The sequence below is a fragment of the Allofustis seminis DSM 15817 genome (assembly GCF_000374325.1).
Lineage (GTDB): Bacteria > Bacillota > Bacilli > Lactobacillales > Carnobacteriaceae_A > Allofustis > Allofustis seminis.
This window is the reverse complement of record NZ_KB894086.1, coordinates 21329-43742: the sequence shown is the minus strand read 5'-3', so window position 1 is coordinate 43742 and position 22414 is coordinate 21329. Positions and strand designations below refer to the sequence as shown.

The window sequence follows — 22414 nt, the reverse complement described above, 5'->3', positions numbered from 1 at the left end:
AAGGAAAGGTGATGATATCAATGGAAGCTCTATTTATCGTGATTAATCATGAGGAACATTTCCAAGAATTGTTGACAGAATTTGCTAAAGAAGGAATCCGCGGAGGAACTATTTTTGAAACGGAAGGTTTGGCAGCAACACAAGCAGCCTCGCATTCTACCAGCGGCTTGGATATGGAATATTTTCGACTATTTTTAAATGAGGGGCGTCCATATAACAAAACCATTTTACTTTTATTAAAAGAAGAACAAGTACAAGTAGCTAAGCAGTGCGTTCATCGCATTGTAGGTAGTCTTGACCGCGAGAATGTTGGAATTATGTTCAGTTTCAATGTTACCGGTTTTGAAGGCTTAACGAAGTAGGTGGCAATGATATGGAAACTCTTTTTTATTTAGCGATATTACTATTATCTGGTTATTTTTTTGCTCGCATATTGGGCTTATTGAAATTTCCTGATGTTACAGGTTATCTAATTGCTGGCATTATTGTTGGGCCATCCGTTTTCCATCTCATTTCGGATGAAGGCGTCTCTTCTTTGGGAATCTTAAGTACTATTGCATTAAGTTTTATTGCCTTTTCTGTCGGAAGTGAAATGAACTTAAAAAAAATCAAACAAATGGGGTCTAAAATATTTATTGTAACTTTTTCGGAAGCATTAGGTGCAGTACTTATCGTTACGCTCACTATGCTTTTTGTTTTTCATCTTAATTTGCCATCTGCTATTATCTTGGGAAGCATTGCATCTGCAACGGCACCCGCTGCAACATTGATGGTAATTAAACAATATCAAGCAAAAGGCGATTTAGTTGACGTTTTAATTCCTGTTGTGGCTTTGGATGATGCTGTATGTATTATGGCATTTGGAATCGCTTCTTCAATAGGTTCAGCAATGATCTCAGGTGCTGACCTCAGTATTAATACTATGCTCTTTCAGCCACTATTAGAAATTGTTCTTGCGATTGTCGTTGGCGCAGTGGGCGGGGTTTTATATATCGTCTTATCGCGCACATTTCGCAATGATGGCGAGAATTTATCTTTTACTTTGGCAACGATCTTCGTCATTACAGCCATTGCACTTAAATTCAACCTATCAAGTCTACTAACTCTTATGATGACCGGTCTGGTTATTTCTAACTTTGGTCCGAAAAATCGCCGTTATCTCTCATTAATCAATACATTAACGCCACCGCTATTTATTATTTTCTTTGTTTTAAGTGGTGCCGATTTAAAATTATCAGACTTATCAGCGGTAGGAATCATCGGCATAGGCTATGTTGTTGCACGTGTTATCGGAAAATTCGGTGGGGCCTTTATTTCAACAAAAGCAGTCGGTTTCCCTCAATCTGTTCAAAATAATTTAGGACTAACGCTAGTGCCACAAGCGGGTGTTGCGATTGGATTAAGTCTAATCGCTTCTCAAATTGTTCCAGATCCATTCGGTTCGCAAATTCGCACAATCGTTTTAGGGGCTACCATTATTTATGAATTAATTGGCCCACTACTTGCAAAATTTGCTTTAACAAAAGCAGGCTGTATTAATAAAAATTAATAAAAATAAAAAAGGACAGTTCAATGAACTGCCCTTTTTATATATTATTCATTTTCAAAATAGAGAACTTTAATTTCTTTAGGATGAATTGCCACATGAATAGGGTAATGCGGCCCAACATCGCCATCAATGGTTACTGCATGCTCATGTGTACCTTCTACTTCAATGGTTGCTTCTTCAAAAGAGGCTGAGACGATATGTTCTGATTCCATTGTATCATTCATCAATAAATTAGGAACTAGGCTTATTTTTTCTAGTGATGTTGTTTCCTTCAATCCCATAAAATGTAACTTTCCATCATCAATTCGTGCTTCTGGAAAGAAGTTAGGAATTCCAAAAATCATATTGCTATTTCCTACAACGAACATTCCAAGCTCTACACGCTCATCTTGACCATCCATATTCAAATAAAACTTTTGAACTTTTTCATCACTTAAAGCGCGCATTCCTTCAATAAGATATGCTAGAGGACCGAGCGTTGATTTGAGATCTTCATCTGCATTTTGTACGCTTTCAGGAACTGTTCCACCAGACAAAGTACTTACAAAATATTTATCATTCACTGATGCAACATCCATTTCAATAGGTTTGGATTGATCAAAATTTTCGATCAGCGTCTTAATATTAAGGGGATAATTCAGCATACGTGCCAAATTATTCGTTGTCCCTAAAGGAATTATTCCTAAAATGGGACGTTGGCTTTTTTCAATGGCTAATAAACCTTGAATCCCTTCATTAATCGTTCCATCGCCGCCCATAATGAAAAGATACTCTGCACCTGCTTGTGCCGCCTGCTTTGCGAACTCAGTTGCATCAAATGCTTGGCGCGTTTGCAAGATCGTAACTTTAGGTGCATCTTTTAAATATGAATTAAAAAGAAGTCCTACATATTCTGTTGCTTTATCTGCACCAGAAGAAGGATTAACAATTACCCATACTTCTTTCATAACAATCGCTTCCTTAGTAATTATTCATCTTCTTCGTCAAGAATTGCATTGTGATAGACTTCTGTTACATCATCATCATCTTCAAGAGCATCAAACATATTTAGAAGTTTTTCTTTTGTACTTTCTTCAACTTGCACTTTTGTTTTCGGTATCATCACTAAATCTGCTTCTTCAAGTTTGTATTCTTGGTCAAGAGCATCACGAACTGCAGCAAAATCACTCGTTTCCGTATAAATTTCAAATGCTTCTTCACTGGTGTGCAAATCTTCACCACCTGCATCTAAAACGCTCATAAGCATCGTATCTTCATCAACATCTAAGCCATCTCGCAAAATTGCAATATACCCTTTGCGATCAAACATATATGCAACGGAGCCTTTTTCTCCTAAGCTACCGCCATTTTTATGAATTGCAGTTCTCACATTAGTTGCTGTTCGGTTCACATTATCCGTCAAAGCTTCCACGTAAATCGCTACGCCGTCTGGTCCATAACCTTCATAAATTACTTCATGGAAGTTCGCACTTTCGGCCGGATCCGTCGCACGTTTAATTGCACGCTCAATATTGTCATTTGGCATATTTTCTCCACGTGCTTTTTCTATTGCTAAACGAAGTGGCGGGTTCATATCCGGGTCAGGGCCACCAGCTTTTGCAGCTTTATAAATTGCGTGTACCAATTTTTGGAAAATTTTTCCACGTTTTTTGTCCTGTGCGCCTTTTCGAACTCTAATGTTCGCCCATTTAGAATGTCCTGCCATTTCTTCACGTCCATTTCTATATAATAATACAATTATTATAGCATATTTTTCTAAAAAAATAAATGTGTCAAAATACACTCTACCGCTCAACATTAAAAATAATTCTAACCATTATACTAGGTGAATACTATTAAAGTACGCAAGATAAGAAGATATCTTTCATTATAAAAATATTGCCCATCATTATCCTTCTGCAAAATTAAAAAGATGGTCATTCACTCAATAACTAGACACTTTTTTATTGCAAAAGCAAATAAAGCTTGAATAATTTCAAATGAAATTTATGAACAATTCATGTACACTAAACTCATCTATTAGAAAGAAGTGATAAGATGACGATGCAAGAAACATGGGATATGGAGCGCATTTTTGCGGGTGGAAGCGACTCCCCTGCTTTAAATCAACTCATCCAGACAGAAGAGAAAAATATTACCACCTTAGCAAGTGCTTTAGATGACTGGGATGGCAAAAATGCTGAAGCATTGATCGATATAATTAAACAAATTGAAGCTATCACACAAGCCATTTCAGAAGCTAACACATTCTTAGGTGGCTTATATTCAGCAGATACGAGCGACCAAACTGCTGCCATGAAATTAAACACAATGACCATTTTAGCGACACGACTTGAACATCTTTCAACACGCCTCCAAAAAAGTCTTGGACAGATGAGTTCAATCGATTTTGATGCCTTATTTGACCATATGGCACTGAAAAAACGTCAATTTCCACTTACCGAAATGCGGCAAGAAGCGCAAAAGCTTCTGTCAACAGATGAAGAACAACTCATAAGTGAACTTGCGGTTGACGGTTTTCAAGGTTGGGGAGAAATGTATGACGACTTAGTCAGTACCTTGAAATTTCCATTCCAAGTCGCAAATGACACTAAAATCCTCTCTGCAGGACAAGCAGAAAATAATATGCATGCAGCGCCGACCGTAAAAGAAAGAGCGGAAAAATTGGCGATTTGGGAAAATACATGGCATGATCATGCCTCATTATTCTCACGCATCTTCAACCATTTAACTGGCTTTAGACTAACAGATTATAAGCTTCATCACTATACAGATTACATGGAAAAACCGCTTACTTATAATCGGATGAAACAAGAAACACTGGATACAATGTGGGAGACTATTGCCAAAAATAAACAACCTTTAGTAGATTTTTTAAATCGCAAAGCACAACTGCTACAAGTGGACCAATTAGGATGGTTAGATGTTGATGCCGCTGTAACATTAGGTGATTTTGAAGAGAAGAAATATTCTTATGAAGAAGCTGCTCAATTTATCGTTAAACATTTTACGTCATTTAGTCCTAAAATGGCACAAATGGCACAAAAAGCGTTCGATAATCATTGGATAGAAGCTGAAGATCGTCCTAGTAAACGCCCAGGTGGCTACTGCGCTGATCTTCCTTTAACTGGTGAATCACGTATTTTTATGACATTTTCTGGCTCTGCTGACAATGTTTCCACACTTGCACATGAACTAGGTCATGCATTTCATTCACATGTCATGCGTGATCTTCCCGCTATGAACCAAAATTATGCGATGAATGTGGCGGAAACAGCATCGACATTCGCAGAACAGATTGTCAATGATGCAACTATTGCAGAAAGCACAAATGAACTTGAAAAAATTAATTTATTAAATACAAAAATCTGTCTTGCCATTTCAATGATGATGAATATTCATGCTCGTTATATCTTTGAAAGAAGCTATCATGATGAACGTCAAAAAGGATTCGTCAGTCCACAGCGTTTAAGTGAATTAATGCTTGCTGCTCAAAAAGAAGCTTATGAAAACTCTCTAAGCACTTATCATCCGATGTTCTGGGCAGCGAAGTTACATTTTTATATTACAGATGTACCTTTTTATAATTTCCCTTATGCCTTTGGTTATTTCTTTAGTCAAGGAATCTATGCGGAAGCACTAAAAAGCGAAAGCGGCTTTGAAAAAGAATATATTGCACTGCTCAGAGATACTGCAAGTATGACGACTGAAGAATTAGCACAAAAACATTTAGGGGTCGATCTAACAAAAGAAGACTTCTGGCAAAGTGCCATTCAACTTGTCCACCGTGACATTGAAGAATTTATGACATTAACTGAAAAATATATTTAATTGCAAAATAAAAAAAGCCACAAGCTCTTTTGGAGCTTGTGGCTTTTTTATTTATTTTGTAGTTCTTCGTTCATCAATCACATATGGTAGCTCGAATTGGCGCATTAAGGTATCTTCATCCATTTCTCCCGCCATTAATTTTGTGAGCATACGCATCGCAACGGCTCCAATATCATAAAGCGGTTGCTTGATAGTTGTTAATTGTGGGCGAACTGCTTCTGTAAGCATCGAGTTATCACTCGTAATCACTTCAAAATCTTCAGGAATTTTTTCATTGTGGTCTAATGCAGCACCTACAATTGATACTGCCAACAAATCATTAGAAACAACGGCCGCCGTTACACCCATTTCTTTCAGCCGTTTGTATACCACTTCACCTTGCTCATATGAATAAAGTGTTCGAATAATATAATCTTCATTCACTTCAATTCCAGCTTCTTGCAATCCTTTAAGGTAGCCATTCATACGTAAAGTTTCGTCAATTGGATATTTTTTGTCTGCAATAATTAATGCAATTTTTTCATTATGTGTTTCAACTAATTTTCTAACAGCATCTCGTGTTGCATCTTCATAATTAATATGAACCGCAGGAAATTCTGATTTGGAATCTACTGTCCCCGCCAAGACAATTGGAACACGTGATAAGCGTATTTCTTTGCGTAAATAATCGCCAATCGTATTTCCCATATAAATAACGCCATCGACTTGTTGGGCTAATAGCGTTTGTAACACACGTATTTCTTTTTTCTCTTCTCCATCAGAGTTTGCCATAAAAATATTATATTTATACATTGAGGCCACATCATCGACACCGCGGGCAATTGAACTGAAGTATAGGTTGGTCACATCTGGAATAATAACGCCGATTGTCGTTGTTTTTCGACTTGCGAGTCCTCTTGCGACAGCATTTGGACGGTAGTTAAGGCGTTGAATGACTTCTTCCACTTTTTTTCGTGTAGATTCTTTGACATTTTGATTTCCATTGACGACACGAGAAACAGTTGCCATTGATACACCTGCTTCTCTTGCCACGTCATAAATTGTGACGGTTTCTTTTTCCATATTATTTCCCCCATTTCTTCTTTACCCCGATGCTGATACACCGTTAGCGTTTTCATTCGAATTTACTTTAGCAAATAGTTAGACATATTGCAACTAACATAGTTGTTTTTCAGAAAAGGTTTTCATGTTATAGCACAATATTATAAAGTGCTCTGTTAAAAAAGTAAACTAAAAAGGCATCGCGCAATGCGATGCCTTTTTTTATTCATTTTTAAATGGTTAATACTCTTTTCTACCTACTTCTCCTAACATGTCCTACCCTATATCATAACTCATTTAATGAGAGATATTCATTCTTCACCAAAAGAGTCGCTAGAGTTATCCTGAACATAATCTACAATTTCATCTGCAATTTGTCGCCCACGCTTTGCTGCTTTTTCTAGGAAATAAGTAGCATGGATTTGCATCATTTGTGTTTTTTGCGAGAAGTTTTTTCGAATTTTTTTGCCCTTTTCACTCGATAAAAGCAAGGAAAGACTGACTCCTACAATTGCACCTACTGTAGAGCCTGCAAGTGTTAATGTCCCTTTTTGCGACTTTCCTTTGTAATTTTCATTTTATTCACCTTATAATTTATCCACAGTGTCATGTGCAACATCTTTTAAATCTGTTTGATCTGCTTTTTTATTTTTGCCTGTTGCTTTTAAAGTTAAATTACGTGTTGCTTCATTTAAGTCGGAAACACTAACTCCCAAATCACCAATAGCTTGGAATAAAGGATCTGTTAATAATAACTTTCCATTCATATCATCCAATGTCGTATTGGATTTATTTAAGATGCCTTCGACTTCAATCAATAAATGTTCAGCATTTTTTGTTACAACATTCAATGTTTGGTTGGCTTCTTTGACGGTTGTGTTGAGTTCTTCAACAACCTTAGCGACTTTTAAAACAACAAAAGCCAATGCTAACATTAATGCAGAAAAACCAACTGCAGCAATGATTAATGCAAGTTCTCCTCCGGTCATACCTATCACTCTTTCATAGTTGTTTGTCCTTATTTAGAATAACATGAGCCATAATCACATTCAAACAATTTGGCTAAGATTTCACTTAGTGAACGGATATGATAAACTAGATCTAAAGAAAAAGAAAGTTGTGATTATTTGAACATTATTTTACACTCTGTGGCTCAAAATATCTTCTTTTCACACATCATGGCGCTAAATGTCATCCGAAACTGGTGGCTATCAGTAGATTGGCAAGCCATGGGAGAATATATTATAGCCACTTTCATTAAAATATTACTTGCCACTATTATTTTTATTATTTTGCATCGCGTTGGCCGACATTTTATTCAATTTATTTTCAAGACGGGAATGCATAATCTCCCAGAAAAAAATGGACGTGTCAGCACCGTCCGTAATTTAACCTTAAATACATATCGTGGTTTTTTAATTTTTGCTTATATATACACTATCTTAACACTTTTTTCCATTCCAGTAGGTTCTCTTTTAGCGGGAGCTGGAATCGTTGGATTGGCAATATCATTTGGCGCTCAGGGATTGGTCGCAGATATCGCAAATGGCATTGCTATTCTTTTAGAAAATCAATTGGACATCGGGGACCATATTCTTGTTGCAGGTATTGAGGGACATGTGGTCGATATTAACTTAAAAACCACTAAGATAAAAGACTTCGATGGTACCATTCATTATGTACCCAACCGCGAAATCTTAACTTTGAGTAATAAATCTCAAGGTATAATGCGTGCCCGCATAAGTCTCAGACTATTTCCAAGTACCAATCTAGACCACGTGAAGAAAATCATACAACATGTCAATGATGAATTAGTTGGACAATATGATGAAATAGTCACCCCACCGAAACGCATTCTTTTCAGCATCAACCTAAAAGACCAATTAGTTGTCATTGTCGATATGTTTACAACCCCGGGCAACCAGATCCGCATTGCATCTATTTTTATTGAAGCATATATTGAAGCATTAACTGCTGCAAATATCGCACTTCCTACAGAAGGGCTACAAAAACCCCTCTCATAAAAAAATAAAGACTAGTCCACTATTTCATGATATAACTTTTATTATCATGACTTTAGTGACTAGTCTTTTTTTATTCATCTTCTTCTAAAATTTCTAAAATAGGCTCAATATATTTTGGCTCATAGTTGTGCACAATGTGGTTAGTTCCCTTTAAAATCTCACTGCGCGTAATAATCCCTTGAAATATTCCATCATCATTAACAACTGGAATAAATGCGTGATGCACTAACTTTTGCAAAACATCTTCCAATTCATAATTCTCATGAACAAGCGGAAAATCTTTATTCATCACTTCTTTAACATAATAATCTCCCAACTGCTCAAAGTGAATATCTGTCATTCCCATAATCGCCTGAATAATAATGGGTAGAGAAATCAATCCCTTAATATGAGAATCACGATCCAAAACAGGAACGACTGAATAACGATTATTGGTCATTAAAAGTAGTGCATGATCCAACTTGTTATTCTCTTCAATAACCGCAATCTCTGATGCGGGACGAATTAGTTGCTTCCCATCTCCAATCAGCATTGTTCTCATTCGTTGACTAATCATAATATATTGATACCCTCCTACTTAATCAAAGATTAATTCTTGTCGCCATTCTTTTATGAGTTGATGATCTTGTGTATAAAATGTAATAAAATACTTTCCATCCATTTCTTCTAAGATGGCATATGTTCCTTGAGAGAAAGTCCCACGAGGAAAATGTAAACTCCCAGGATTAATAAAGTAAATCGAATCTTTTTTATCCACTTTTGCAATATGTGTATGCCCATAAAATACAATATTTGCCTTTCTTTTTAAGGCTTCTTTATACAATTCTTCTATGCCAAATCTCACATTAAAACGGTCGCCATGTGTGACCATTATATTTAATTGATGCCATGTAATATCTTCAATAAGTTGAAAATTTCCTGGACAGTCCGTATTCCCAGAAACAACATGGAAATTCTTCAATGCAGGATCAGTCGGCTCAAGCTCAGAATCGCCACAATGAATCCACAAGTCAATTGTTTCTCGATATTTTTCCGCTAATTCATATAGCCCAGCATCACGCGTATGGGTGTCACTAGTAATTAATGCACGCATAACAATCTCCTTATCTTATTCTTCTTTTAGCCAATTCGGCAGTTGTTGACGAAGTTTTTTTATAGCGTTAGCACGATGGCTTAGTTTATTCTTTTCTTCTATTGAAATTTCTGCAAATGATTTTCCAAGTGCTGGAATATAAAAGAGTGGATCATATCCAAAACCATTTTCTCCTTGCGGCTCCGTTAAAATAACACCCTCAACTTCACCAGTCACAATAATGGGTGCTTCATTTTGTTTGACGAGGGCGAGCGTACATAAAAATTTTGCTCCTCTTTCTTCTGATGGAACACCTTTTAACGCTTCCAACAATTTTTGATTGTTCTTTCGGTCATTGCCATCTATTCCCGCATATCGTGCTGAATATACACCAGGAGCACCATTCAAATATTCAACGGCTAGCCCCGAATCATCTGCTAGTACTGGAATATTCAATGCATGAGCAACCGTCTGAGCTTTAAGCAATGCATTCTCTTCAAATGTTGTTCCTGTTTCTTCTATTGCTGGTAGCATTGGAAAATCTTTTAATGTTTTTATTTTATAGCCTAATGCTTTAAATAAATCATGGAACTCTCTGGCCTTACCTTTATTATGTGTTGCAATAACTATTTCTTTTTCCATACAAAACCCTCCAGTTGTCCTGGTTCGATTTGTTCTACTTGCATTTGTTTGCGATTTAGCCACCGTTTGCCAATTGCTTCAAATCCATGTTTTTCGCCAGTAGTAAAGAATTTAACTTCTGGATGGGTGCTAGTTATATCACGAGATATTTTATTATGTAATAGCGTTTGGATAATTATTTCAACAGATTCCACACCCGCATCAACAATCTGCACATCTTTTGCAATACTTTGTTCAATTTGAGGACGTAAAAGAGGATAATGGGTACATCCTAAAACTAAAGTATCCATTTCAAAATCTTTCAATGGGGATAATACTTCATCAACTTCTGCTTGTGCAGAAGGCAGTAGATATCTTTCGGACTCTACTAATTGGACAAATGTTGGACATGAAAGTCCCTTAAATTGAATATCCGCATTGAGTTGTTTAATTGAACGCTCATATTCACCATTTTGAATCGTTGCCTCTGTTGCGATAACTGCAATACGTTCATTTTGTGTTACTGTCACTGCTTTTTGACTTCCAGGCTGAATTACTCCAATCACTGGGATGGACAATTCTTTTTCAAGATCCTTCAAAAAAATAGCAGAAGCCGTATTACATGCAAGAACAAGCAATTTAATTTTTTTATTTAATAAAAATTGAATCATCTGCCAAACATATTGTTTAATATCGTGCGTTGACTTTGAACCATATGGGCAGTGTGCCGTATCTGCGACATAATAAAATGACTCATTTGGTAAATGGTGCATCGCTTCTTTTAAGACAGTTAAGCCACCTACCCCTGAATCAATCATGCCGATCGGTAGATTTTTCATAGTCATTCTTCCTTTTTTCATATTCGTTCATTATTTTACCACATCTTATATTTTTTTACAGAATCCACTTCAGCACAAAAAAATTCGCACCTTTTAAAAGGTGCGAATAAAAATTTATCTTATAAATGTTTTGCTAGAGCCTCTTCAATCATTTCTTTTGAATGAAATCCAATTAAAGTATCGACTGTTTCGCCATCTTTTTGAATAAGAAGCGTTGGAATGCCCATAATGCCATATTGTCTTGCCGTTTCTGGATTGTCATCGACATTCATTTTAAAATAGTTCACCGAACCGTCAGAATTCTCCGCTAAATCTTCAATGACAGGTGTCTGCATACGGCAAGGACCACACCAAGGTGCCCAAAAATCAGTGAGGGATAGGCCTGTTTTGGTTTCTTCAACAAAAGTTGCATCAGTTATTTCTTTTAACATTTTTTCTCCTCTTTTCTAACTTTTGTACCACTACTCTAGCATATGAGTTATTATTTTCCTAACAATTCGTTTCACTCCATTAGTTATTTCAATTTCGCAATAGTAGCACCGCTACCCCCTTGATTTGCAGGAGCATATTCAAAGCTTTCAATGCGGGCATGTTGACTAAGAAGATTTCTAACGGCTGTACGTACAGCCCCCGTTCCTACACCATGAATAATCGTAATAATGGATAAATTAGCTAACAAGGCTTGATCGATATATTGATCTAATTGATATAATGCATCTTCTACGCGTTCGCCTCGAATATCAAGCTCACTTTTCGTCCGCATCGTTTGTGCTTTAACAATTGTTTTTGTTGTTTCTTCTGATGAGCTGGTCGCGCTTCCTAAGGACTCTAGATCACTTTCTGGACGTTTTAATTTCATGGCACCCATTTGCACCATCCAATTTTTCCCGTCCAACTTCTCAACAACTACTCCTTGCTGATTTAAGCTTAACACATTAACAGTTTGTCCTTCTTTTAGTTCTTTTGCCTGTTTTGCTTTTTTTAGAACTTTATTTTTAGAAAGAAGATGTTGGAAATGTTTCAAAGTGTCGAATTTACTTCTAGCATCAATTAGTTCATGTTCTTTGATTGTATTATTTTCTGATTGTAATTGCATTTGTCGAATTTTTTCGAGCATGCGCTCGGCTTTTTGTTCAGCGACTTCAACAATTTTATTTGCTTTTTCTTTTGCTTGCTTTTGGCGTGCCGCTTCTGTTTTAAGATAGTCCGCATGAACTTTTTTCAATTCACGATGTAACCCTTCCGCTTCTAATAAATAGCGATGAGTAACTTCTTGCGACTGTATCAATTCTTTTTGCCTTTTATTTAGATCGACAATCATCTCATCAATTCCTTGAGATTCATGGCTAATTCCTTTTTTAGCCATTTCGATGACCGACCTTTCAAGACCGAGCCGTTTCGCAATCTCAAGCGCATTGCTTTTACCAGGTATCCCCATTATAAAGCGATAGGTGGGCATTAATGACTCGACATCAAATTCCATACTAGCATTCATTGTATCGGGGCGGTTATATCCATAAGCTTTTAATTCCGAATAGTGAGAAGTGGTTACGACATGCGTACCACGACTCATCAGCGTATCTAAAATTGCCATCGCGAGCGGTGCTCCTTCTTGGGGATCTGTCCCTACACCTAATTCATCAAATAAAACCAAGCTTTGATGATCTGCAATTTTCATAATATTTATAATAGCGGTCATATGGCTTGAAAATGTTGAAAGATTTTGTTCAATGGATTGTTCATCGCCAATATCCGCCAAAATATGTTCATAAACTTGAATGGCACTTCCTTCAGCAGCTGGAATATGAAGCCCAGTCTGCGCCATCAATTGGAGCAAACCAATTGTTTTCAAGACGACTGTTTTCCCACCGGTATTAGGTCCTGTTACAATAATTTGATTAAAATTTTTCCCTAAAAAGATATCATTTGCAACAACTTCGGCTTGCGATATTAAGGGATGTCTTGCTTCATAAAGTGCCATTTTATTTTCGGTATTAATTTGCGGTTTTATCGCTTTTAAATCTCTAGCGTAAGCTGCTTTCGCTTGATAAATATCGAGCATTTCCAAAATTTCGTAATTGTTTTTTACTTCAGCAAGATGCGGTAATAAATCGGCTGTTAATTCTTTGAAAATACGTGCAATTTCATGTCTTTCTTTACTTTGTAATTCTTCTAGTCGATTATTCAATTCAACAACATGCTGAGGTTCAATAAATAATGTCTGTCCGGAAGCACTTTGATCGTGAACGACACCACCAAATTTTGTACAATAGCTTGCTTGAACTGGAATAACATAACGATCATTTCTCATTGTAATTAAAGTGTCCGACAAATATTTTGCATTTTTGCCTTGCGTAATTTTTTCTAGATAATTGCGAATGGTCGTCTCAGTTTGTATGATATTTTTGCGAATAGTTGCCAATTGTCCGCTTGCATGATCATAAACTTCTCCACTGTCGCTGACAGAGTTCATGATTTTATTCTCGATCATCTTCAAAATGGTTAATTCATCAGCTAATGGCTTAATCGCTGAAACATCTATCTCTTTCCCTGACAACATCTCAAAAAAAGCAACAACTTCCCGACTTACGGACAGAAGTTTACCAATTGTTGCCAATTCTTTGCCACTTAAAGTCGCTTGAATGCTTATTCTTTTAAAAATAGAGTCTAGCATGGGGAAGCGAACAAGGGGGATGCCCCCCTCGCTTTTCAAAATTTTTAATGCATCGGCAGTGGCTTGCTGCTGATAGATAATGTCATCAGCATGAATAAGGGGCATTAAATTTAATATTTTATTTTGAGCTGCATCGGACAAAGCATATTCGCTTAATTTTTTTAAAACTTTAGGAAATTCTAATATTCGCAGCGTTTTTTCTTCAATTTTTTCCATAGAATTAATCCTCCAACATAAAGGAGAGCTAAAAACTCATTTTTATACTTTTAACAAAATTCTGCCATTCACTCTCTATTTCTATCATCTTTCGGTGCTATTATTTTATATAATGAACCTATTATTATACTGCCTATTTATTGCAATATTATCCATGAAATTGATGCTGCAACTTATTACGGCTTGAGCTTTTTGTAAAGGATCTAATCATATGCTCTGAAAGATGAATGATGGATATTATTTTTCAATGCATGATCAATCTCTTAAAATTTCCATGCTCACCTTGACTAAAGCGGCATCTGAATTGAATGGTGCAAGCAAGCTCAATCCAAATGGCACATCATCCAATTGACTTAATGGCAGCGTTATTTGCGGGATGCCCGTTAATGGTGACACACATAGAAGCTGCGAGGATAATTGACGCACCTTATTAATACGCTCCTCAGAATCCGTACGCATTGGGGCAACAGTTGGCGCTGTAGGCATCAGAACGACAACGTCCCGCCCTAAATATTTATTAATATATTGTGTAAATTTGTCTTTCATGCGACAAGCTTTTTCATATTGATTTATTGTAATAGTAGATGCAAATTCCAATCGAATCGCTGGACCTTCAGAAACTGTTGGCTTATTCTTTCTGAACCAGCCACCATAACTTTCCCAAACTTCATAACCTTGAACGTAGCGGAAGTTATCTGCCCACGTCTCAAATGATTGCCCCTCCGTCATAAGTGGTTGATAAATTACTTCATCAAAATGTTTTGAAATAGTTTTTATTGCTGGCTTTACCGCTTCTTTTTCTTCTGCACCTAACATATCAAAAGCATCTGTCGCGACAACTAATGTTTTGAGTGTGAAATCTTCGCTATCTTTTCCAAGCAAGAGAGCTGAAACTTTTTCAAATACATCAGGCTCACTAGCAACATAGCCTAATACGTCCATACTTTCACAATAAGAAGCTTCACCATCATTTGCAATACGTGCAAGACTTGGACGAATGCCGATAACACCATTATAACTGGCAGGAACTCGCACAGAGCCTAGGCAATCCGAACCTAATGCAAAATCAACGAGACCACCCGCTGTTGCAGCTGCAGAGCCACTTGATGAACCGCCAGTAAATCTTCGAGTATCATGCGGATTAAGCGGTGAACCGTAATGCCAGTTCTCTCCACTAATGCTGTAGCATAATTCATCGCACACTGTTTTTCCGACAAGATCGGCACCATTTTCAAGCAATTTTACTATTGCGCTTGATGTGAAATCATCGGGAGTATTAGTTTCCAAATATTTTGGATGGCCATTTCCAAATGTACTTCCTAATATTTTAAAAACATCTTTTGCTGCAAAAACCAATCCTGATAAAGGACCTTCTGCTCTTCCTTCAAGTGCAATATGATTCTCACGAACAAAGGCTTGCAGCGGATCATAAGGTGGGTTTTGAGCAACCTTTAATTTCTTCAAATGCAGTAACTTCTTTGTCATCATTATCATCCTATTCTTTTAATTATTATAACCCTTTAAAATATTAGCTAGTGATGATGTGAAGTCATCACCTTTATTATGAGAAAAAGTTGAAAAGATTACTTTTCAACTTTTGAATGTGGTACTTTATTTTTGTTCGCGACTCTTTTTCAATTGAGCTTCAGATTCTACCCGAGCACTTATTGCATTAAGCGCTAATAAAATGGCTCGATCTGTTTCAGATAAATGAGGAGCTAATACTTTTAGCTTTTCCAACTGTTCATTTGCTAGATGAGAAACAGTTCGTAAATGTTCTTCTGAATAAGCCCCTATCATTGTATATTCTTTATGATTAATCGTTGCTTTCCAACGTCTTTTATCTTCGCTCATAGCTTTTCCTTTCTTCAGTGCACTCTTTTATATCTTATCATAAAGTTGCACTAAAGTAGAGATTTTTCCACTTTAATCGCTTGATACACGCCTTTTACATGCTTCTTTTTATAATTTATTGTCCAAGTGATCAGATAATGCTTCCATAAATTTCAAGAATGCTTGTTGACCCTTATTGTCTAATTTAAAGACACCTGCATTCTTTAAGATCTCAATAAAGACATTCCCTACTTCTTGCTGAATGATTGTCGTACAATTTTCTTCTGTTAAGACTGAATATTTTTTTAAGAGATCTTCTGCCCACGGACGGTGAATTTCGGGAACTTCCGTTGTATTTTTCAGCAGAAATTCTTTTACCTCGTTGAGCTCTTTTTGAAGACGTGGTGGTAAAATGGCCAGCCCCATGACTTCGATTAAACCAATATTTTCTTTTTTAATATGTTGAAAGGCTGGATGCGCATGAAATATACCATCTGGAAATTCAGAATTTGTACGATTGTTGCGCAATATTAAATCCAACTGATAGTTGTTATCTTTTTTTCGTGCGATCGAAGTAATTGCATTATGCAATTGCGCATCAGTATGAGAGTAGATATTTACACTAGGATCTGAATAAGCTTCCCAAACGTCAAATACAGCCGTAGCAAAGCGTTCAATCTCCAGTGTATCTGCAGATTCAATACGCAGTACAGACATCGGCCAATCTAATAGACTTACTTTTGCATGAGGAAGTGATTCAAAGCTAAAAATAAAGCGATCTTTTGCACGTTCAATTGGAAATGTATATCGCCCACCTTGATAATGGTCATGCGCCAATATTGAGCCACCTACAATTGGTAACCCTGCATTTGATCCTACAAAATAATGAGGAAATTGATCAATAATTTCAAGTAAATTAACAATAGTATTGGGGCTTACTTTCATAGGATGTTCATCGATGGAAAAAAAGATACAATGCTCAGAATAATAAACATATGGAGAAAATTGCAGTCCCCATTCTTCTTGCTGAATTTCTAAGCGAATAAAACGATGATTGCTTCTAGCTGCTTTAATAGCACTCCCTGGATATCCTTCATTTTCAGGACTGAGCGCGCTATGTGGATAAGATTTGTCTGTCATTTGTGCTGAACGCTTTATCATATGCGGATCTTTTTCAGGTTTGGATAAGTTGATCGTCAATTCAATCGGACCAAATTCACTATCTGCTTGCCACTTCATATTTTTCGCTACTTCACGAGTTTTGATATAATTCGTATCTTTTCCTAATTGGTAGAAATAATCTGTTGCTTCTTTTGGGCAATTTTGATATCTTTTCCAGAACTCTTGATTAACTTCTGAGGGCAGAGGCGTCAACAGATCCATGATTTTTGTACTTAAAATTTCTCTTTCGTAGCGAATATCTTGAATAATGCCCTCTTTAACTGCTTCATTGACTAATTGATCCAATACATCTAATAATTGCATCTTATGTTTTGTAACTGTTGGTGGCATTATATCTAATTCTTCTTTTCCAAGTAAGGCCAACAAGCGATTTCTAAAGTAGATTCTATCCATTGCATCAATTAAGTGATGTTCGATTGCAAGTTCAACAAAATTAATAATCCATTGATCCATGAACATCCTCCTTCATTTGATCTTTCACTCTAACTAGTGTACCTATTTTTTAAAATGGGTGCAATGATTTAAATATTTTCCAACTATTTATTGCAGATGACTGACTCTTTTGAGTCCGTTGCATTTTTTATTTTAAAAAGTCTCTATTGCCATTTAGAGTCTTAGTACCTTTGCTTTAAAAATAAAATGCTTAAAATGCTATAAAAAATTTATAAATAAGAATTTTTCATTTTGCTTTTTTTGATTATAATCCTATTTCATAGTATTATTATGATTGACATAATAATCGCTTACAATCAATAAGTAAAGGAGGAGAAGGGATACAAATGGAGCTAACATTAGAAAAAACACTCCAGCTAGAAAGCATGAAAGATGCTAAGTTAATTGTTGGAGAAAATAAATTGCACCAAGTTATTAGTGATATTATGGTTATGGAACAACCTGACGTTGAACATTGGCTGACTAAAAACCAGTTAATTCTTACAAGTCTATATGACTATAAAGATGCTACTAAAGAAGAATTCGAACATTTTGTCAAAAAAATAAAGCGCTACCATGGTGCAGGCATCATTGTGAAAGTCGGACGCGGAGTATCAACCATCCCACCCGACTTAATTACAGCTTGCCAAAAGTCAGATATTCCTTTAATCAAAATTCCTGTGACAACACAATATCGCAATGTCATCTCTGAAATTATGCAATTTTTACTTTATGCTAAGCGCAATGAAATGGATTATTACTATCAATTTCACCATGAATTTTTGAATTTAATGCACTCCTCACAAGTTCAATTAAATGACATCGTAAAATTATTAAGTAAATTATTAAATTTACCTGTAATGTTGTTGGATCGTCAAAATGTTATCTATGCTACTAATCCCTACTATCGCGATTTTGAAGTCCTAGATGAGGAAGATTTTGCTTTTAATAAATATTTTGATTTCAAAGAAAAAACTTATTATTTCCCTTCTATAAATAAAAAATATAAAGCAGTCACCAATATTGCATATACGGATTCTAAACATGCTTATGAATTGGTGGTCATTCAAACGGATGCTACAATTGATTTACGTGAAATTATCGTTATTGAAAATGCTTGTCACCAATTACAAATTCAAGCTGTCAATAATCGAAATATCGAAACCATTAAGCACTCTATGAAATTAGATTTATTGGATATTGTGCTCTTTCATACAACAAGCAACAAATTCGAAATTGATGAAGCCGTCAATCAACTGCATCTACGTAAAAATGTGAAATATCGTCTGCTTATTATGGCACATAACCTTAAACAAAATGAAGAAAAAATCGAGAAGTCATTTGAGAATCTAATGCAACCTGAGTTTCCGCAATATATGTCCAAAATCACTTCCACAATGATCGTCATCATCTTCCCAATTTTAAAAGAAGAAGACATGGATAGTAAATGCATTAAACAAAAACTTACTCAGAAATTGCAACATCTTAACTATGACTGGATTCAACAAGTATTTATTACAGAACCGACAGATGTCATGCTACTGCCGGATGAAATTCAAAAAGTACGCAAATTTAGAGCAATGCTTGAACATTCCACCCCTAATGGTCCTTTTATTATTGAAGAGGATATGTTTATTTATAAATTAATTCAACAATTCGGCAACTCTTATCAATTATTACAAATTATTCCCAATGGTCTACTTGAACTTCATGATGAGCAGCCTGATTTATATATTACCTTACGTGCTTATTTAGAAAATAGTTTGAACAAGAAAAAGACAGCCCAAAAATTATATGTGCATCCTAAAACGATCACTTATCGTCTGAATCGTATTACTGAACTCACTGGGATTGACTTTGAAAATGGTGAGTCACTTCTTACATATAACATGGCCATTAAAGTGATTGACTATACTCTGCCAGATGCTAGCGACTCATTTTAATATAATTTAAAAAAAGCTCTCCATTTAAAAATGAAGAGCTTTTTTTGATAAAATATTATATCTTTAGCTAATTAATGATATTTTTCAAAGTTTTATCACATAAATACTGCACTGCCATTACTCAATTTCTTATAATCCAAAACACCTATAATAATTTCAATCTCTAAATATGATATAATTGGCAAATGAAGGAGTGATTGATATGTTACCTTTTAACTTTTTTTATGATCCTACTTATAGTTTAGTCATCATTGGTATGCTTATCTCAGCAGCCGCCTCTTCTTATGTGCAATCCACATTTAAAAAATATTCGAACTTTAAAAATCAGTTAGGCTATAATGGTTCGCAAATTGCGCGAATTATTCTTGATCAATCGGGACTTCAAGATGTAAGAATTGAACGTGTCCCTGGCCATTTAACCGATCATTATGATCCACGTGGGAAAGTTCTGCGCCTATCCGATGCGACCGCACAATCAACATCCGTTTCATCAATTGGCGTTGCAGCCCATGAAGCAGGCCACGCCATGCAAGACCGCGATGGCTATGTTCTAATGAAATTTCGTACAACGCTTGTTCCTCTTACAAATTTCGGACAAACGTTTGCATTTCCAATTATTTTATTCGGTCTTTTTTTCGGACCTAACCAAACGATGCTGAATATTGGGTTAATTTTATTTTCGTTGACCTTTTTATTTCAAATGGTAACCCTTCCTGTTGAATTTGATGCATCCAAACGCGCCATGCAAACACTAAAAAACCATCGACTGCTCAGCCCTACAGAACTTCCCATGGCCGCCAATGTACTGCGGGCTGCTGCTTTAACTTATATTGCAGCTGCCATTGCAAGCTTTTTAAGTTTGTTACGCTTATTTTTGCTATTTGGCAATCGCGGAAATCGCCGCAACTAATCACAAAATAAACCCACACGTTAAAAATTAACGTGTGGGTTTTTAATTAAAAATCAGAAAAATCGTCTGGATCTTCTCCTATAATGTCTTCAGTGGCCGCCTGCTCTTTTTGATACATTTCATGAAGCATACGATTTGAGAGATGACCTGACTGCAGTCGCAAGTTCTCATAAAAAATTGTATCCGTCATCAATAGATATGGCTTAAGGAAAATCATACCAAGTCCCAATGTCAAATTAGCCAAAATCTGCCAACCAATGAAGCTCAAGTCAAGCATAAATTTGCGTCCCTTATGCCCGCGCATCATATCCCGACTTGCCGTAATACATTCCATAATGGATAAATTAGAAAATCCATTCTCTAGATAATCATCATACATAATGAAACTTGCTTGCGAATAACTATAAGATTTAATAATTCCTGGAATGATAAATAGTACTGTCCATAAAGAAACTAAAATAATTTTAACAACTTCCAGTCCAACTAACTTCCAAAAAATCGGCAGTCTAACAATTAAAATTAAATCAGTCGTCCAATCAAAATGTGTTTTTATTTTTCGAACAAATTGTAACATTGCAAAGGTTATACTTGTACTAATTAGCGCAAATAGAATCGATGTCCCCCGAGCCACAATGGTCTCTGTCCACGATGTATCCCATGAATCAACCATCATATTATAGTCTAGTCCCCCTAATTGATACATCTTATAAGTCGTATGCACAAAGCCAACATTTGAAAAAATAACAAACAATGCTAGAACAATGCTGAGCATTGCCACTTCTTTCCAATGCCCTTCCAGTTGTGCACGTGCTTCTTGGCGATAACTACTTGCTGAATAAAAATCTCCTGCACGCCGCGTCTTAAAGTGCATTATACTCCTCCTTTTATTCTTCTTTTCCGAATTTTTCACGAATAAGTTCAACAATTGGATGGCAATATTCATCCACTAATTCATCCGTTGGAGCTTCGACCATGACACGTAAGAGTGGTTCGGTTCCACTAGGTCTTACAAGTACACGACCATTGCCATTCATTTTATTTTCAACTTCAGCAATTGCAGCTTGAACGTCTTCATCTTCCATAATTTGGTCTTTGTCATGAACGATAATATTGACTAACTTTTGTGGATAGACATGTACTTCTTCAGCCAATTCTCCTAAAGTTTTTCCAGTATCTTTTATAATATATAGCAATTGAATAGCTGTTAAAAGACCGTCGCCTGTCGTGTGATGATCTAAGAAGATAATATGTCCCGACTGCTCGCCCCCTAGGCTATGTCCACCTTCACGCATTGCTTCAACCACATAGCGGTCACCAACTGTGGTAACGACTGATGCAATTTTTTCGCTATCCAGCGCTTTATAAAAGCCTAAGTTACTCATAACAGTAGACACTATTGTATTGTTTTTTAGACGGCCTTTTTCATTTAAATATTTTCCACAAATAAACATAATTTTGTCGCCATCAATAATATTTCCCTTCTCATCAACAGCGATCAGACGGTCCCCATCACCATCGAATGCGAGTCCTGCATCGGCTCCTTCTTCTACGACTTTTTTAGCTAAAGCTTCTGGATGAGTACTTCCTACTCCGTCATTAATATTTAAGCCATTAGGTTGATTGCCAATTACTGTAAAATCTGTTTCCAAATCTGCAAATAAGCGGTTCAACATAGGCCCAGTTGCACCATTGGCTCCATCTAAGACAATATGCAATCCGGACAAATCTCCAGGAATAGTCTGCATCAAAAATTGATTATATTTTAAGACACTTTCTAAATATTGTTCTACATTTCCTAATCCTTCAGCACTAGGTCTTGGTAGAGAGTCGACATCTTCATTTTCATAAATTAAAGCTTCAATTTCTCTTTCTTGTTCATCTGAAAGCTTGAAGCCGTCCGCTCCAAAGAATTTAATGCCATTATCTTGTGCAGGATTATGAGAAGCACTGATCATAATGCCCGCCGTCGCATTTTGCTGACGTGTAAGATAAGAAACACCGGGTGTCGATATAACGCCTAACCTCAAAACTTCTGCACCAACTGATAAAAGACCTGCAATTAAAGCAAACTCTAGCATTGTACCGCTTGCTCTTGTGTCTTTTCCTACAAGCACTTTCGCATGATCTTCTTCAATATGCTGTGCCAGAACGTAACCACCAAAACGACCTAATTTAAATGCGATCTCTGGGGTAAGCTCCTGATTGGCCACACCGCGAACGCCATCTGTACCAAATTTAATCTGCATT

At 36.3% G+C, this 22414-nt stretch carries 22 protein-coding genes; 6 read left to right on the top strand and 16 right to left on the bottom strand.

Annotated features, from left to right (window positions below):
• Positions 1 to 20: 20 nt before the first annotated feature.
• Positions 21 to 362 (top strand): hypothetical protein, encoded by a 342-nt coding sequence (locus C231_RS0106575; RefSeq protein ID WP_018659835.1) that lies wholly within the window; start codon positions 21 to 23, stop codon positions 360 to 362.
• Positions 363 to 373: 11 nt separating this feature from the next.
• On the top strand, positions 374 to 1549 hold the full coding sequence (locus C231_RS0106570) for a cation:proton antiporter (protein ID WP_018659834.1): 1176 nt from the start codon (positions 374 to 376) through the stop codon (positions 1547 to 1549).
• 44 nt (positions 1550 to 1593) lie between these two features.
• On the opposite strand, the gene C231_RS0106565 is transcribed toward C231_RS0106570, so the two are convergent.
• Positions 1594 to 2496, bottom strand: a complete 903-nt coding sequence (locus C231_RS0106565; RefSeq protein WP_018659833.1) for a diacylglycerol/lipid kinase family protein — start codon at positions 2494 to 2496, stop codon at positions 1594 to 1596.
• A 20-nt stretch (positions 2497 to 2516) separates the two neighbouring features.
• Complete coding sequence (locus C231_RS0106560; RefSeq protein ID WP_026314398.1) at positions 2517 to 3254, bottom strand: YebC/PmpR family DNA-binding transcriptional regulator; 738 nt, start codon at positions 3252 to 3254, stop codon at positions 2517 to 2519.
• 332 nt (positions 3255 to 3586) lie between these two features.
• Here C231_RS0106560 and C231_RS0106555 point away from each other — a divergent pair, with 332 nt between their 5' ends.
• Positions 3587 to 5380 (top strand): M3 family oligoendopeptidase, encoded by a 1794-nt coding sequence (locus C231_RS0106555; RefSeq protein ID WP_018659829.1) that lies wholly within the window; start codon positions 3587 to 3589, stop codon positions 5378 to 5380.
• A gap of 51 nt (positions 5381 to 5431) precedes the next feature.
• On the opposite strand, the gene ccpA is transcribed toward C231_RS0106555, so the two are convergent.
• The 3 genes from ccpA to C231_RS07980 all read right to left on the bottom strand — a co-directional run bounded on the left by ccpA (position 5432) and on the right by C231_RS07980 (position 7410).
• Positions 5432 to 6442 (bottom strand): catabolite control protein A, encoded by a 1011-nt coding sequence (ccpA, locus tag C231_RS0106550; RefSeq protein WP_018659827.1) that lies wholly within the window; start codon positions 6440 to 6442, stop codon positions 5432 to 5434.
• 290 nt (positions 6443 to 6732) lie between these two features.
• Positions 6733 to 6912, bottom strand: coding sequence for a hypothetical protein (locus tag C231_RS0106545; RefSeq protein WP_018659826.1), 180 nt, complete (start codon positions 6910 to 6912; stop codon positions 6733 to 6735).
• A gap of 96 nt (positions 6913 to 7008) precedes the next feature.
• A complete protein-coding gene (locus C231_RS07980; RefSeq protein WP_018659825.1) occupies positions 7009 to 7410 on the bottom strand; it encodes a DUF948 domain-containing protein in 402 nt (133 codons plus the stop codon).
• Positions 7411 to 7548: 138 nt separating this feature from the next.
• Between C231_RS07980 and C231_RS0106535 the strand changes: the two genes are divergently transcribed.
• Positions 7549 to 8445 (top strand): mechanosensitive ion channel family protein, encoded by an 897-nt coding sequence (locus C231_RS0106535; RefSeq protein ID WP_018659824.1) that lies wholly within the window; start codon positions 7549 to 7551, stop codon positions 8443 to 8445.
• Positions 8446 to 8515: 70 nt separating this feature from the next.
• On the opposite strand, the gene cbpB is transcribed toward C231_RS0106535, so the two are convergent.
• From cbpB to C231_RS0106490, 9 genes are all read right to left on the bottom strand, one after another.
• Positions 8516 to 9001 (bottom strand): cyclic-di-AMP-binding protein CbpB, encoded by a 486-nt coding sequence (cbpB, locus tag C231_RS0106530; RefSeq protein WP_018659823.1) that lies wholly within the window; start codon positions 8999 to 9001, stop codon positions 8516 to 8518.
• 21 nt (positions 9002 to 9022) lie between these two features.
• Positions 9023 to 9538, bottom strand: coding sequence for a metallophosphoesterase family protein (locus C231_RS0106525; protein WP_018659822.1), 516 nt, complete (start codon positions 9536 to 9538; stop codon positions 9023 to 9025).
• Between the two features lie 15 nt (positions 9539 to 9553).
• Complete coding sequence (locus tag C231_RS0106520) at positions 9554 to 10159, bottom strand: XTP/dITP diphosphatase (protein WP_018659821.1); 606 nt, start codon at positions 10157 to 10159, stop codon at positions 9554 to 9556.
• Positions 10144 to 10977, bottom strand: coding sequence for a glutamate racemase (gene murI, locus C231_RS0106515; RefSeq protein WP_018659820.1), 834 nt, complete (start codon positions 10975 to 10977; stop codon positions 10144 to 10146). The genes C231_RS0106520 and murI overlap by 16 nt, the downstream gene beginning before the upstream one ends.
• Before the next feature lie 119 nt (positions 10978 to 11096).
• On the bottom strand, positions 11097 to 11408 hold the full coding sequence (gene trxA, locus C231_RS0106510) for a thioredoxin (RefSeq protein WP_018659819.1): 312 nt from the start codon (positions 11406 to 11408) through the stop codon (positions 11097 to 11099).
• A gap of 83 nt (positions 11409 to 11491) precedes the next feature.
• Positions 11492 to 13867, bottom strand: a complete 2376-nt coding sequence (locus C231_RS0106505; protein WP_018659818.1) for an endonuclease MutS2 — start codon at positions 13865 to 13867, stop codon at positions 11492 to 11494.
• A 255-nt stretch (positions 13868 to 14122) separates the two neighbouring features.
• Positions 14123 to 15352 (bottom strand): amidase, encoded by a 1230-nt coding sequence (locus tag C231_RS0106500; protein ID WP_018659817.1) that lies wholly within the window; start codon positions 15350 to 15352, stop codon positions 14123 to 14125.
• Positions 15353 to 15478: 126 nt separating this feature from the next.
• Positions 15479 to 15721 (bottom strand): cell division protein ZapA, encoded by a 243-nt coding sequence (locus C231_RS0106495; protein ID WP_018659816.1) that lies wholly within the window; start codon positions 15719 to 15721, stop codon positions 15479 to 15481.
• 108 nt (positions 15722 to 15829) lie between these two features.
• A complete protein-coding gene (locus tag C231_RS0106490) occupies positions 15830 to 17335 on the bottom strand; it encodes a UDP-glucose--hexose-1-phosphate uridylyltransferase (protein ID WP_018659815.1) in 1506 nt (501 codons plus the stop codon).
• Positions 17336 to 17661: 326 nt separating this feature from the next.
• Between C231_RS0106490 and C231_RS0106485 the strand changes: the two genes are divergently transcribed.
• Positions 17662 to 19257 (top strand): PucR family transcriptional regulator, encoded by a 1596-nt coding sequence (locus tag C231_RS0106485; protein ID WP_018659814.1) that lies wholly within the window; start codon positions 17662 to 17664, stop codon positions 19255 to 19257.
• A gap of 202 nt (positions 19258 to 19459) precedes the next feature.
• Positions 19460 to 20167, top strand: a complete 708-nt coding sequence (locus C231_RS0106480; RefSeq protein WP_018659813.1) for a zinc metallopeptidase — start codon at positions 19460 to 19462, stop codon at positions 20165 to 20167.
• Between the two features lie 46 nt (positions 20168 to 20213).
• Here C231_RS0106480 and C231_RS0106475 read toward each other — a convergent pair whose 3' ends face one another.
• Together C231_RS0106475 and glmM are read right to left on the bottom strand one after the other, a co-directional pair.
• Complete coding sequence (locus C231_RS0106475) at positions 20214 to 21038, bottom strand: DUF975 family protein (RefSeq protein WP_018659812.1); 825 nt, start codon at positions 21036 to 21038, stop codon at positions 20214 to 20216.
• A gap of 13 nt (positions 21039 to 21051) precedes the next feature.
• Positions 21052 to 22413, bottom strand: a complete 1362-nt coding sequence (gene glmM / locus C231_RS0106470) for a phosphoglucosamine mutase (protein WP_018659811.1) — start codon at positions 22411 to 22413, stop codon at positions 21052 to 21054.
• Position 22414 lies beyond the last annotated feature (1 nt).